The 13,784-nt window shown below is 64.7% G+C and carries 11 protein-coding genes; 10 read left to right on the top strand and 1 reads right to left on the bottom strand.

Features of this window, described 5'->3' with window-relative positions; genetic code table 11:
* The first annotated feature begins 41 nt into the window (after positions 1–41).
* From atpE to WK25_RS02155, 8 genes are all read left to right on the top strand, one after another.
* On the top strand, positions 42–311 hold the full coding sequence (atpE, locus tag WK25_RS02190) for a F0F1 ATP synthase subunit C (protein WP_006482730.1): 270 nt from the start codon (positions 42–44) through the stop codon (positions 309–311).
* 129 nt (positions 312–440) lie between these two features.
* Positions 441–911: a F0F1 ATP synthase subunit B gene (locus WK25_RS02185; RefSeq protein WP_006401466.1), complete on the top strand. Its 471-nt coding sequence runs from the start codon at positions 441–443 to the stop codon at positions 909–911.
* 2 nt (positions 912–913) lie between these two features.
* On the top strand, positions 914–1,453 hold the full coding sequence (locus tag WK25_RS02180) for a F0F1 ATP synthase subunit delta (protein WP_069240926.1): 540 nt from the start codon (positions 914–916) through the stop codon (positions 1,451–1,453).
* A gap of 44 nt (positions 1,454–1,497) precedes the next feature.
* Entirely contained in the window at positions 1,498–3,039 is a 1,542-nt protein-coding gene (gene atpA, locus WK25_RS02175) for a F0F1 ATP synthase subunit alpha (protein ID WP_040142775.1), read from the top strand.
* A 71-nt stretch (positions 3,040–3,110) separates the two neighbouring features.
* Entirely contained in the window at positions 3,111–3,986 is an 876-nt protein-coding gene (gene atpG / locus WK25_RS02170) for a F0F1 ATP synthase subunit gamma (protein ID WP_040142777.1), read from the top strand.
* A 66-nt stretch (positions 3,987–4,052) separates the two neighbouring features.
* On the top strand, positions 4,053–5,447 hold the full coding sequence (gene atpD / locus WK25_RS02165; RefSeq protein WP_031397079.1) for a F0F1 ATP synthase subunit beta: 1,395 nt from the start codon (positions 4,053–4,055) through the stop codon (positions 5,445–5,447).
* A gap of 155 nt (positions 5,448–5,602) precedes the next feature.
* On the top strand, positions 5,603–6,028 hold the full coding sequence (locus WK25_RS02160; protein WP_006477288.1) for a F0F1 ATP synthase subunit epsilon: 426 nt from the start codon (positions 5,603–5,605) through the stop codon (positions 6,026–6,028).
* Between the two features lie 257 nt (positions 6,029–6,285).
* Positions 6,286–8,013, top strand: a complete 1,728-nt coding sequence (locus WK25_RS02155) for an AMP-binding protein (protein WP_069241913.1) — start codon at positions 6,286–6,288, stop codon at positions 8,011–8,013.
* Positions 8,014–8,759: 746 nt separating this feature from the next.
* On the opposite strand, the gene WK25_RS02150 is transcribed toward WK25_RS02155, so the two are convergent.
* On the bottom strand, positions 8,760–9,566 hold the full coding sequence (locus WK25_RS02150) for a transporter substrate-binding domain-containing protein (RefSeq protein ID WP_059548100.1): 807 nt from the start codon (positions 9,564–9,566) through the stop codon (positions 8,760–8,762).
* A gap of 148 nt (positions 9,567–9,714) precedes the next feature.
* Between WK25_RS02150 and hemE the strand changes: the two genes are divergently transcribed.
* Both hemE and WK25_RS02140 read left to right on the top strand, forming a co-directional pair.
* A complete protein-coding gene (gene hemE, locus WK25_RS02145) occupies positions 9,715–10,809 on the top strand; it encodes a uroporphyrinogen decarboxylase (RefSeq protein ID WP_280902597.1) in 1,095 nt (364 codons plus the stop codon).
* 454 nt (positions 10,810–11,263) lie between these two features.
* Entirely contained in the window at positions 11,264–13,525 is a 2,262-nt protein-coding gene (locus WK25_RS02140) for a primosomal protein N' (RefSeq protein WP_069240925.1), read from the top strand.
* The last annotated feature ends 259 nt before the right edge of the window (positions 13,526–13,784 follow it).

Raw genomic sequence — 13,784 nt, 5'->3', positions numbered from 1 at the left:
TTTTAAATCTCAGTTCCAAGTCTTTTCACAAAGGAGTGATCATGCAAGCTTACATCGCCAACATCCAGGGTCTGACCGCCATCGGTATCGGCATCATCATCGGCCTGGGTGCAATCGGCGCCTGTATCGGTATCGCGCTGATGGGTGGCAAGTACATCGAAGCCTGCGCGCGTCAGCCGGAACTCATCAACCCGCTGCAAACGAAGATGTTCCTGCTGGCCGGCCTGATCGACGCTGCATTCCTGATCGGCGTTGGTGTCGCAATGCTGTTCGCGTTCGCGAACCCGCTCCTGTCGAAGCTCGCAGGCTAAGGTTCCTCGGAAATATGCGCCCGGCGTGAGCCGGCGCAGGGCGGAACGGAGACTTGGGGCGCTGATCGAATGCAACTCGATGAGCGCCTTACCGTTTCATTTTTCCGGAATAGCAGATAAGGAAACACCGTGAATCTCAACGCAACTCTGTTTGCGCAAATGGTCGTGTTCCTGGTCCTCGCGTGGTTCACGATGAAATTCGTGTGGCCGCCGTTGATCAACGCCCTCGACGAACGTTCGAAGAAGATCGCCGACGGCCTCGCCGCCGCGGAGAAGGGCAAGGCGGAACTCGAAGCAGCGCACAAGCGCGTGGACCAGGAACTCGCGCAGGCCCGCAATGACGGCCAGCAGCGCATCGCCGACGCTGAAAAGCGTGCACAGGCGGTCGCCGAGGAAATCAAGGCCAACGCCCAGGCTGAAGCCGCCCGCATCGTCGCCCAGGCGAAAGCGGAAGCAGAACAGCAAATCGTGAAGGCGCGCGAAGCGCTGCGTGGCGAAGTCGCCGCGCTGGCCGTGAAGGGCGCCGAGCAGATCCTGAAGCGCGAAGTCGATCAAACGGCCCACGCCCAACTGCTGAATCAACTGAAAGCCGAGCTCTGATCATGGCCGAACTTGCAACCATCGCCCGCCCTTACGCAGAAGCGCTGTTCCGCGTGGCCGACGGAGGTGACATCGCCGCCTGGTCCACGCTCGTGCAAGAGCTGGCCCAGGTTGCGCGTCTGCCGGAAGTACTGTCGGTCGCGTCGAGCCCGAAGGTGACGCGCACGCAAGTGGCCGAGCTGCTGCTTGCTGCGGTGAAGTCGCCGCTCGCGGCTGGCGCCGAAGCGAAGAACTTCGTGCAGATGCTGGTCGACAATCATCGCATCGCGCTGCTGTCGGAAATCGCCGAGCAGTTCGAGGCGCTCAAGAACGAACGTGAAGGTGCAGCCGACGCCGAGATCGTGAGCGCGTTCCCGCTGAACGGCGCGGATCTCGAAAGCCTCGTCTCGGGCCTCGAACGCAAGTTCAAGCGCAAGCTGAAGCCGACGGTCGAAGTCGATTCGTCGCTGATCGGCGGCGTGCGCGTGACGGTCGGCGACGAAGTGCTCGACACCTCGGTTCGCGCGCGCCTCGCATCGATGCAGGCTGCGTTGACCGCCTGAGCGCCACGCCGGCACGCAACAGAATTGACTATCAGGAGCGAATAATGCAACTCAATCCCTCTGAGATCAGCGAGCTGATCAAGAGCCGGATCCAGGGCCTTGAAGCGAGCGCAGACGTTCGCAACCAGGGCACCGTGATCTCCGTGACCGACGGTATCGTGCGCATCCACGGCCTGTCGGACGTGATGCAGGGCGAAATGCTCGAGTTTCCGGGCAACACGTTCGGCCTCGCGCTGAACCTCGAGCGCGACTCGGTCGGCGCGGTGATTCTCGGCGAATACGAACACATTTCGGAAGGCGACATCGTCAAGACGACGGGCCGCATTCTCGAAGTCCCGGTCGGTCCGGAACTCGTCGGCCGCGTGGTCGATGCGCTCGGCAACCCGATCGACGGCAAGGGCCCGGTCAACGCGAAGCTGACCGACGCGATCGAAAAGATCGCCCCGGGCGTGATCTGGCGCAAGTCGGTGTCGCAGCCGGTGCAGACGGGCATCAAGTCGATCGACGCGATGGTGCCGATCGGCCGCGGCCAGCGTGAGCTGATCATCGGCGACCGTCAGTGCGGCAAGACCGCGGTGGCGCTCGACGCGATCATCAACCAGAAGGGCAAGGACCTGATCTGTATCTACGTCGCGATCGGCCAGAAGGCTTCGTCGATCATGAACGTGGTGCGCAAGCTCGAAGAAACGGGCGCGCTCGAATACACGATCGTCGTCGCCGCTTCGGCGTCGGATTCGGCTGCGATGCAGTACCTGGCACCGTACGCCGGCTGCACGATGGGCGAATACTTCCGCGATCGCGGCCAGGACGCGCTGATCATCTATGACGACTTGACCAAGCAGGCTTGGGCATACCGTCAGATCTCGCTGCTGCTGCGCCGCCCGCCGGGCCGTGAAGCATATCCGGGCGACGTGTTCTATCTGCACTCGCGTCTGCTCGAGCGTGCGGCTCGCGTGTCGGAAGAGTACGTCGAGAAGTTCACGAACGGCGAAGTGAAGGGCAAGAGCGGCTCGCTGACGGCACTGCCGGTCATCGAAACGCAGGCTGGCGACGTGACCGCGTTCGTTCCGACGAACGTGATCTCGATTACCGACGGCCAGATCTTCCTGGAAACCGACCTGTTCAACGCAGGCATCCGCCCGGCAATCAACGCCGGCGTGTCGGTGTCGCGCGTCGGTGGCGCGGCTCAGACGAAGGTCGTGAAGAAGCTGTCGGGCGGTATCCGTACCGACCTCGCGCAGTACCGTGAACTGGCCGCATTCGCGCAGTTCGCGTCGGACCTCGACGAAGCGACCCGCAAGCAGCTCGAGCGCGGCCGCCGCGTGACGGAACTGCTGAAGCAGCCGCAGTACCAGCCGCTGCAGGTGTGGGAACTGGCCGTGTCGCTGTACGCCGCGAACAACGGCTACCTCGACGATCTCGACGTCAAGCAAGTGCTGTCGTTCGAGAAGGGCCTGCGCGACAACCTGAAGACCAGCCACGCTGACCTCATCAAGCGCATCGAAGACACCAAGGATCTCTCGAAGGACGACGAAGGCGCGCTGCGCGCGGCGATCGAATCCTTCAAGAAGTCGGGTGCCTATTGATCCGCGAGTGACACACTGAGGCCGCGCGGGCCGCGTGATGCGCCCGCGCCGCTTCGGTCAAGGAGCAAGCTATGGCTGGAATGAAGGAAATTCGCGGCAAGATCAAGAGCGTGCAGAACACGCGCAAGATCACGAAGGCGATGGAGATGGTGGCCGCATCGAAGATGCGCCGCGCGCAGGAACGCATGCGCGCCGCTCGTCCGTATGCGGACAAGGTCCGTGCCATCGCCGCGCACATGAGCCGTGCGAACCCGGAGTACCGCCACCCGTTCATGGTGGCGAACGACGGCGCGCAGACGGCCGGCATCATCCTCGTCACGACGGACAAGGGTCTTTGCGGCGGTCTGAACACCAACGTGCTGCGCGCGACGGTGCAGAAGTTCAAGGAGCTGGAAGAGAAGGGCCAGAAGGTCGAAGCCACCGCAATCGGCGGCAAGGGTCTCGGGTTCCTGAACCGCTTCGGCGCGAAGGTGATGTCGCAGGTCGTGCACCTCGGCGACACCCCGCATCTGGACAAGCTGATCGGCGCCGTGAAGACGCAGCTCGATTTGTACTCGGAAGGCAAGCTGTCGGCGGTCTATATCGCTTACACGCGCTTCATCAACACGATGAAGCAGGAAGCCGTGATCGAGCAGCTGCTGCCGCTGTCGTCGGACCACTTCGACGCCAATGACGGTACGCCGGCCACGTCGTGGGACTACATCTACGAGCCGGACGCGCAGGCAGTCGTCGACGAACTGCTCGTGCGTTACGTCGAGGCGCTGGTGTACCAGGCCGTCGCGGAAAACATGGCGTCCGAGCAATCGGCGCGCATGGTCGCGATGAAGGCCGCGTCCGACAACGCGAAGACGGTGATCAGCGAACTGCAGCTCGTGTACAACAAGAGCCGCCAGGCCGCGATTACGAAAGAACTGTCGGAGATCGTCGGCGGCGCAGCCGCTGTTTAAGCGCGCGCCCGGGACGACAACTGCGCCTTTGCGCGAGTAAAGAATCAGGTATTTAAAGGAAAAGCGATGAGTACTGCTGCTTTGGTAGAAGGCAAGATCGTACAGTGCATCGGCGCCGTTATCGACGTGGAATTCCCGCGCGACAGCATGCCGAAGATCTACGACGCGCTCATTCTCGATGGCTCGGAACTGACGCTCGAAGTCCAGCAGCAGCTGGGCGACGGCGTGGTCCGTACCATCTGTCTGGGTGCATCCGACGGCCTGCGCCGCGGCCTGACCGTGAAGAACACGGCAAAGCCGATTTCGGTGCCGGTCGGCAAGCCGACCCTCGGTCGTATCATGGACGTGCTCGGCCGTCCGATCGACGAAGCCGGCCCGATCGAGAGCGAAACGACGCGTTCGATCCACCAGAAGGCTCCGGCGTTCGACGAACTGTCGCCGTCGACCGAACTGCTCGAAACGGGTATCAAGGTTATCGACCTGATCTGCCCGTTCGCAAAGGGCGGCAAGGTCGGCCTGTTCGGCGGTGCCGGCGTGGGCAAGACCGTCAACATGATGGAGCTCATCAACAACATCGCGAAGGAGCACGGCGGTTACTCCGTGTTCGCGGGCGTGGGCGAGCGTACCCGTGAAGGGAACGACTTCTACCACGAAATGAAGGACTCGAACGTTCTCGACAAGGTCGCGCTGGTGTACGGCCAGATGAACGAGCCGCCGGGCAACCGTCTGCGCGTCGCGCTGACCGGCCTGACGATGGCCGAGCACTTCCGTGACGAAGGCCTCGACGTGCTGTTCTTCGTCGACAACATCTACCGTTTCACGCTGGCCGGTACCGAAGTGTCGGCACTGCTCGGCCGTATGCCGTCGGCAGTGGGCTATCAGCCGACGCTGGCTGAAGAAATGGGCAAGCTGCAGGAACGCATCACGTCGACGAAGAAGGGCTCGATTACGTCGGTTCAGGCCGTGTACGTCCCTGCGGACGACTTGACCGACCCGTCGCCGGCTACGACCTTCGGCCACCTGGACGCAACCGTCGTTCTGTCGCGTGACATCGCGTCGCTGGGTATCTACCCGGCGGTCGACCCGCTCGACTCGACGTCGCGCCAGATCGACCCGAACGTGATCGGTGAAGAGCACTACTCGATCACCCGTCGCGTTCAGCAGACGCTGCAGCGCTACAAGGAACTGCGCGACATCATCGCGATTCTGGGCATGGACGAACTGTCGCCGGAAGACAAGCTGTCGGTCGCACGTGCGCGTAAGATCCAGCGTTTCCTGTCGCAGCCGTTCCACGTCGCTGAAGTGTTCACGGGTTCGCCGGGCAAGTACGTGCCGCTGAAGGAAACGATCCGTGGCTTCAAGATGATCGTCGACGGCGAGTGCGACCACCTGCCGGAACAGGCGTTCTACATGGTCGGCACGATCGACGAAGCCTTCGAAAAGGCCAAGAAGATCCAGTAAGGGCTTGAGTGAGTAGCACGCCGGCGTGGCCGGGTCGGGATCGACAGTCGAACTGCTGATTCCGGCTCCCGCGCCGATCGCAATACGCTCAACCCGCCGTGCATGGGACGAGGACAGGCGCCGCACGGCGTTCGTACTCGTCGACAGGAGTCGATATGGCAACCATCAAAGTAGACGTCGTCAGCGCGGAAGAGCAGATCTTCTCGGGCGAGGCGAAATTCGTCGCGCTGCCGGGCGAAACGGGTGAGCTGGGTATTCTGCCGGGTCACACGCCGCTGATCACGCGGATTCGTCCGGGTGCGGTGCGCATCGAAGTCGAGGGCGGCAACGACGAATTCGTGTTCGTCGCAGGCGGCATTCTCGAAGTGCAGCCGGGTGCCGTGACGGTGCTCGCCGATACCGCGATCCGCGGCAAGGACCTCGACGCGGCGAAAGCCGAGGAAGCACGCAAGCGTGCCGAGGAAACGCTGCAGAACGCGAAGTCGGACCTCGACCTCGCAAAGGCGCAATCCGAGCTCGCGACCGCGATGGCGCAGCTCGAGGCGATCCAGCGTCTCGCGAAGATTCGCAGCCGGCACTGAGCCGCGCGCGCGTATCCCGCGAAAGAAAGCAGCCTTCGGGCTGCTTTTTTTTCGCCCGTCGATTTCGTCCGTTTGTTGCGCGGCATCGTATCGTCCGGTCGTGCTATTTCTCCCGTCGGCCGCGATTCGATGTCAGAGTGTCGTCAGCCGAGCGCGGCATCATCGGCTCAACTGGGCGCCGACGCGATCGCGGCGGCGCGAATGCACGCGCGAGCCGCGTGTCGCAGCCGATCAGACAAAAACGGACGGAGACATCGATGGCAGCAGACCTTGGCAAGGGGGCGCTGATCGCGCCCGAAAACGGACTGTCGTATGTGCGCGGCGCGACCGACGTGCCGCTATCCGAAGCGACGATCAGCCGGTTCCTGCTCGACACGGCCGACCGCTTTCCGCAGCGACCGGCCGTCGTATTCCGCGAACAGCGGGTGCGTTGGACCTGGCGCGAGTTCGCGCACGAGATCGACGTGCTGGCCGCCGGCCTCGCCGCGCTCGGGATCGGGCGGGGCGATCGCGTCGGCATCTGGTCGCCGAACCGCAGCGAATGGCTGCTCACGCAGTTCGCGACCGCACGCATCGGCGCCATTCTCGTCAACATCAACCCGGCGTACCGGCTTGCGGAACTCGAATACGCGCTGAACAAGGTCGGGTGCAAGGCCGTGATCGCGGCCGAGCGCTTCAAGAGCTCCGCGTACGTCGAGATGCTGCAGACGATCGCGCCGGAGCTCGCGAGCGCGGCGCCGGGCGACCTGCACGCGGCGCGCGTGCCGAGCCTGCGCACGATCGTGTCGATGGGCGATGTGGCGCCAGCGGGGATGTTCCGGTTCGCGGACGTAATGGCGCGCGGTCGCGACACGCTGGACGCTGCACGGCTCGACGCAATCGGTGCAACGCTCGCATCGACCGATCCGATCAACATCCAGTTCACGAGCGGCACGACCGGCAATCCGAAGGGCGCGACGCTCACGCACCGCAACGTCGTCAATAACGCGCGCTCGATCGCGATGGCGATGTGCTTCACCGAACAGGACGCGCTGTGCATTCCCGTGCCGCTGTATCACTGCTTCGGGATGGTGCTAGCCGTGCTCGCGTGCGTGTCGACGGGCGCGGCGATGGTGTTTCCCGGCGAAGCGTTCGACCCGGTCGCGACACTCGCGTCCGTCGCCGAAGAACGCTGCACCGCGCTGCACGGCGTGCCGACGATGTTCATCGCCGAACTCGATCATCCGGACTTCGCGAAGTTCGATCTGTCGACGCTGCGCACCGGGATCATGGCAGGCTCGCCGTGTCCGATCGAGACGATGAAGCGCGTGGTGTCGCAGATGCATTTGTCCGAGATCACGATCGCCTACGGAATGACGGAGACGAGCCCCGTGTCGTTCCAGAGTTCGACCGACGATCCGCTCGAGAAGCGCACGACGACGGTTGGCCGCATCCAGCCGCATCTGGAGGTGAAGATCGTCGGGCCGGACGGCGACATCGTGCCGGTCGGCGCGACCGGCGAGCTGTGCACGAAGGGTTATTCGGTGATGCTCGGCTATTGGGACGACGACGCGAAGACGCGCGAAGTGCTGATCGACGGCTGGATGCACACGGGCGATCTGGCGACGCTCGACGCGGATGGCTACTGCAACATCGTCGGCCGGCTGAAGGACATGGTGATCCGCGGCGGCGAGAACGTGTATCCGCGCGAGATCGAGGAATTCCTGTTCCGCCATCCCAAGATTCAGAGCGCACAGGTATTCGGCGTGCCCGATCCCAAATATGGCGAGGAGCTGTGCGCGTGGATCGTGCTGCGCGCGGACGAGCAGATGACCGAGGACGACGTGCGCGCGTTCTGCCAAGGGCAGATCGCGCACTACAAGATTCCGCGCTATATCCGGTTCGTCGACGAGCTGCCGATGACGGTGACGGGCAAAGTGCAGAAGTTCGTAATGCGCGAGCGGATGATCGACGAACTGAAGCTCGACGTGCAGAAGACCGCGTAAACGGTTCGGCGGGCGGGAAAATGCGGCGGCCTGCGGGCCGTCGCATGTCGACGGCGCGGCGGTTGCGTTTTCGATGGACGAAAAAAAGCGGGCTTATTAGCCCGCTAAAAACCACACGCTACGGGGTTAGCGCGAGGAGACCAAAGATGAAACCGGATCCGGCGGGGGGCCGGAAACGACTCCAACAGGGATGCCCCTCGGAAGGGCTTCGGTACGTGACCGACTGGCTCGCAGCGCTTCGCGTCCGCTCACACTTGGCACACGAGACCGCATCCGTGTTGAAACCGTTGAGGCCATTGTGGGCGAATTGACGTGCCATCGCGGTAACAAAGTGTTTCAGGTTGTAACGCCCGCCAGATAAGGCTTTGCGGGATTTTTTGCTGTTTTCGGGGTACTGAGAAAGGTCATATTTACCCATTTATTCCGCAGAGTTTTCATCATATGCGTATCACGCGTTTTTTATGCGTTTTCACGCCGGTGAATGGCGCATTTACACGCCCGAACGTGCATCGCGTGATAGCGACCGTGTATGACGATTCATTCGTCAGAAAGATTTTGAAACGCGATCGGTGTAAGCGGTAGTCGGCCATTCGGCCGGTTTTTTCGATTTCGCGCCGGTCGGCGCTCCGGAAGCTGTAACGGCAGTGCACCGATCGGGGCGCCGGACACGCCGCATCCCGTGTCCGCCGCCGGCACTGGCGAGCTCGATACCCGCTGCCGGCGGCCCAGGCCGCGCACGCGCGTGATTACTTCAGCCACCGGTCCGACGTTGCCTGGTATTCGCCGGCCGATAGTGCGAGATGCAGCCACTGATCGACGTACTGCTGGAACACGACGTCGCCGCGCGGCACCATGTACGCCTTTTCGCCGAACTGGAACGGCTTGTCCGGATGCACCGAACACAGGCCCGGATTCAGCTTCTGCTGCAGCAGCGTCTCGGACGCGTCGGTCACCATCACATCGGCGTTGCCGGCGAGGATCTGCTTGAAGATCGTCACGTTGTCCGGATAGACGCTCAGCTTCGCGTGCGTGAAGAATTGCTTCGCGAAGCGCTCGTTGGTGCCGCCGGGGTTGACGATCACGCGCGTGTCGGGCCGGTCGATCTGTGCGACGGTCTGGTACTTGTCGACGTCCGCGCAACGCACGATCGGCGTCTTGCCGTCGACGACATACGGCTGCGTGAAGAACGCGCGCTTCTGCCGCTCGAGCGTCGTCGATACGCCGCCCACCGCGATGTCGCACTTCGCGACGAAGTCGTTCGTCAGGTTCGACCAGCTCGTCTTCACGAATTCGGCCTTCACGCCGAGCGATTTCGCGAGCGATTCCGCCATGTCGATGTCGATGCCCTCGAAGCGGCCGTCCGTTCGGTAGTACGAATACGGTTTGTAATCGCCCGTCGTGCAGACGCGCAGCGTGCCGCGCGCGAGCACGTCGTCGAGCCGCGAGCCGGTCGACGCGGCGGCCGGCGCAGCGGAAGTCGCGCTCTGCGCGTGCGCGGCAGCACAGAAAAGGGTGACGGCGGCGAGCGCGGCCAGCGTGGCGAATGTCTTCATTGGTCTCCTCCTGGTTCGGTTTGATATCAGCGTCCGATCATAACGGACGCATCGCGCGCGTCATATGGCCGCCATCGCATCGGCATACGCGGCCGCGCGACGCTGCTCCGGTAAAATGCCGGTTTGCTCTCGCTTCGTCGCTCCTACCGTGGCCCATACCCTGCTCAACGACACCTTCCTGCGTGCGCTTCTGCGCGAGCCGACCGACTACACGCCGATCTGGCTGATGCGTCAGGCGGGCCGCTATCTGCCCGAGTACAACGCGACGCGCGCGCGCGCCGGCAGTTTCCTCGGGCTCGCGAAGAATCCCGACTACGCGACCGAGGTGACGCTGCAGCCGCTCGAGCGCTTTCCGCTCGATGCCGCGATCCTGTTCTCGGACATCCTGACGATTCCCGACGCAATGGGGCTCGGCCTCGACTTCCAGGTGGGCGAAGGGCCGAAGTTCGCACACCCGGTGCGCACGGAGGCCGACGTCGCGAAGCTCGCGGTGCCCGACATCGACGCGACGCTCGGCTACGTAACGGGCGCCGTGCGCGAAATCCGCCGCGCACTGACCGACGGCCAGGGGCGGCAGCGCGTGCCGCTGATCGGCTTCTCGGGCAGCCCGTGGACACTCGCGTGTTACATGGTCGAAGGCGGCGGGTCGGACGATTTCCGCACCGTGAAGTCGATGGCGTACTCGCGGCCCGACCTGATGCACCGGATCCTCGACGTGAACGCGCAGGCGGTGGCCGCCTACCTGAACGCGCAGATCGAAGCCGGCGCGCAAGCCGTGATGATCTTCGATACGTGGGGCGGCGCGCTGGCGGACGGTGCGTACCAGCGCTTCTCGCTCGACTACATTCGTCGCGTAGTCGCGCAGCTCAAGCGCGAGCATGACGGCGAGCGCGTGCCGGTGATCACGTTCACCAAGGGCGGCGGGCTGTGGCTGGAGGAAATTGCAGCGACCGGCGTCGACGCGGTCGGGCTCGACTGGACGGTCAATCTCGGTGCCGCGCGCGAACGCGTCGCGGGGCGCGTTGCGCTGCAGGGCAACCTCGACCCGACGATCCTGTTTGCGCCGCCGGCGGCGGTGCGCGAACAGGCGCGGGCGGTCCTCGACAGCTACGGCAACCATCCGGGCCACGTGTTCAACCTCGGCCACGGCATCTCGCAGTTCACGTCGCCGGATCACGTCGCCGAGCTGGTCGACGAAGTCCATAGCCACAGCCGGAAGATCCGTAGCCGAGCCGCGGGCTGAGCGCAAGCGCCGTCATGCTGCGGTGCGGGGTGACGGCGTTTCGTTGCGCGCACTAAACAGGGCGCAACCCCGCACCGGTTGCCGATTCCCGGCTTGTCAAGACTTGACTTATGCACATTTCCCACGTTGCAGCGCGGTAGAGCCCCGCATCGGTCGAATTGTCTCGCTATGGTTTGGGAATTTGAATAGCAGCCTTATGGAATAAGGCTTCGCGGGGCATCACCGGCAGCGGGCCAAAGCAGCGGAAAGCACGGCCCCGCGCGCTTCGCGGCCGTCGAGCGCCGAGTTCTCAACAAAGTTATCCACAGGCTGGCCAGGGTATACGGCGATTCCTAATGCGAATCCAAAACTTAGCGCCGAATCTGAAGTTTTACTTTAAGTTCGCGCCCGTGACGAGGACGCGGGTTCAGGCCGTCTGCGTCGTGCTGGCCCTTATGCGGGACGGAGCATCACGATGAGCGATACCTATCTGCGCGTCGCCCTCGACCATCCGCTCGCGACACTGTTCGACTACCGTTGCGATGCGCAGCCCGCGCCCGAACCCGGCACACTGGTGCAGGTGCCGTTCGGCAAACGCCAAGTGGTCGGGCTCGTTTGCGAAGTAACGACTCACACCGATGTACCGCCGTCGCGGCTGCGGGCGATCGACGCGATCTGCACTGAACTGCCGCCGCTGGCGCCGGATTGGCTCGCGCTCGTGTCGTTCGCGGCCGATTATTACCAGCGCGGTCGAGGCGAAGTCGCGCTGCCGGCGCTGCCGCAGGCGCTGCGCGACGCCGACCGCTGGGGGCGGTTGCTCGCGCCGGAAGTGCGCTACCGGCTGACCGACGCCGGCCGTGCCGCGCTTCCCGACGCACTGCCCGCTCGCGGCGCCGCGTTGCGCCGACTCGCGCAGGCGCTTGCGGACACCGATTCGTTGACGTTGCCCGATGCGCGCGCATTGCATCCCAAGGCAGTTGCGACGCTCGACGACTGGGCGACGCGCGGCTGGATCGCAATCGACGAGATCGGCTGGGCCGATACGCCTGTGCCCAAAGCTGTGGATAACCTGTCGACAACCAGTGGACGGGCTGTGCCGCCGGCGCTCACCGACCAGCAAGCCGAGGCGCTCGACGCGATCCGCGCGGCGCAGGGTTTCGCGCCTTTCCTGCTGCATGGCGTGACGGGCAGCGGCAAGACCGAGGTCTATTTGCATGCGCTTGCGGCGCTGCTCGATGCGCGCGCGGACGCACAGGCGCTCGTGCTCGTGCCCGAAATCAATCTGACGCCGCAGTTCGAGGCCGCGTTTCGCGCACGCTTCGCGGGTACGCTCGCCGACGATGCGATCGTCACGTTGCACAGCGGGCTCGCCGAGGGTGAGCGTGCGCGCAATTGGCTCGCCGCGCACACCGGCCGCGCGCGGATCGTGCTCGGCACACGACTCGCGGTGCTTGCGTCGCTGCCGACGCTCGCGCTGATCGTCGTCGACGAGGAACACGAACCCGCGTACAAGCAGCAGGAAGGGCTGCGCTATTCGGCGCGCGATCTCGCGGTGTGGCGCGCGAAGCATCTCGGGATACCTGTCGTGCTCGGCTCGGCGACGCCGTCGCTGGAGAGCTGGTGGCAGGCCGAACAAGGCCGTTACACGCGGCTCACGCTGTCGCGCCGCGCGGTGGCCGACGCGACGCTGCCGACCGTGCGGCTGATCGATCTCGAGGAGGAGCGGCGGCGCGGCCGTGCGTCGATGGGCGGGCTGTCGGGGCCGCTGGTCGCGGCGCTGAAGGCGCGGCTCGAGCGCGGCGAACAGAGTCTCGTTTTCCTGAATCGGCGCGGCTACGCACCGCAGCTCGCATGCGACGCATGCGGCTGGGTCGCCGGCTGTCCGCGCTGCAGCGCATACGTGGTGTTGCACAAGCCCGAGCACGCGTTGCGCTGCCATCACTGCGGGTGGGAAGCGCGCATTCCGCGCTCGTGCCCCGAATGCGGAAACATCGATATCGCGCCGCTCGGGCGCGGCACGCAGCGTATCGAGGAGGCGCTTGCCGACGCTGTGCCGGGCGCGCGGATCCTGCGAATCGACGCGGACAGCACGCGGCGCAAGGGTAGCGCGCAGGCGCTGTTCTCGGACGTGCACGCCGGCGAGGTCGACATTCTGGTCGGCACGCAGATGATCGCGAAAGGGCACGACTTCCAGCGCGTGTCGCTCGTCGGCGTGCTCAATGCCGACACCGCGCTGTTTTCGCACGACTTCCGCGCGAGCGAGCGGCTGTTCGCGCAGCTGATGCAGGTGAGCGGCCGCGCGGGGCGCGCAGGCCTGCCGGGCGAGGTGCTCGTGCAGACGCGCTATCCGCGTCACGCGCTGTACCACGCGCTCGGCCGACAGGATTACATCGGCTTTGCGAATTCGACGCTCGGCGAGCGCCGCGACGCGCATCTGCCGCCGTTCGTCTACCAGGCGCTGCTGCGTGCCGAAGGACGCACGCTCGATGCGGCGCTCGCGTTCCTGCTGCAGGCCGCGGCCGCGTTGCCGGGGTTGCCGGGCGCCGATCGCGTGACCGTCTACGATGCGGTGCCGATGACGATCGTGAAGGTCGCGAATGTGCATCGCGCGCAGTTGCTGCTCGAAAGTGCGTCGCGCAGCGCGCTGCAGCATGCGCTGCGTGCATGGCAGCCGGAGCTGCGCGCCCTGAAGGGCGTGCTGCGGTGGAGCGTCGAGGTCGATCCGCTGGATATCTGACCAAAGCGTCGCGGTGGCGGACGCGGGTGTTTAGGCGCCCGGACGAGCTCGCCGAGCGCTGCGACCGCACCCGCCCACTCGCCCACTCGCTCACTCGCCCGACGGCCCACCACGCGCCCGCGCCGCGCGATTCTCGCTCCCGCTTCGGCCGCCGGATTCAACTGGCGTCCACAGTGCAACCCACCTTTTCGCGCAAGCGCGCCCCCAAAAGGTTGCTCCGCGCCCGGCAAACCCGCCCGCTCAGGGAAAACACCGATCC

Source organism: Burkholderia latens, assembly GCF_001718795.1.
Classification (GTDB): domain Bacteria; phylum Pseudomonadota; class Gammaproteobacteria; order Burkholderiales; family Burkholderiaceae; genus Burkholderia; species Burkholderia latens_A.
Note: the sequence above shows the minus strand (reverse complement) of the source record. Positions and strands in the feature narration are given on the sequence as shown.

Coding starts and splice junctions, on each gene's coding strand:
- WK25_RS02180 (WP_069240926.1), top strand. CDS start 914: ATGGCCGAACTTGCAACCATCGCCCGCCCTTACGCAGAAGCGCTGTTC.
- WK25_RS02155 (WP_069241913.1), top strand. CDS start 6,286: ATGGCAGCAGACCTTGGCAAGGGGGCGCTGATCGCGCCCGAAAACGGA.
- WK25_RS02140 (WP_069240925.1), top strand. CDS start 11,264: ATGAGCGATACCTATCTGCGCGTCGCCCTCGACCATCCGCTCGCGACA.
- atpD (WP_031397079.1), top strand. CDS start 4,053: ATGAGTACTGCTGCTTTGGTAGAAGGCAAGATCGTACAGTGCATCGGC.
- atpA (WP_040142775.1), top strand. CDS start 1,498: ATGCAACTCAATCCCTCTGAGATCAGCGAGCTGATCAAGAGCCGGATC.
- atpE (WP_006482730.1), top strand. CDS start 42: ATGCAAGCTTACATCGCCAACATCCAGGGTCTGACCGCCATCGGTATC.
- atpG (WP_040142777.1), top strand. CDS start 3,111: ATGGCTGGAATGAAGGAAATTCGCGGCAAGATCAAGAGCGTGCAGAAC.
- WK25_RS02150 (WP_059548100.1), bottom strand. CDS start 9,566: ATGAAGACATTCGCCACGCTGGCCGCGCTCGCCGCCGTCACCCTTTTC.
- WK25_RS02160 (WP_006477288.1), top strand. CDS start 5,603: ATGGCAACCATCAAAGTAGACGTCGTCAGCGCGGAAGAGCAGATCTTC.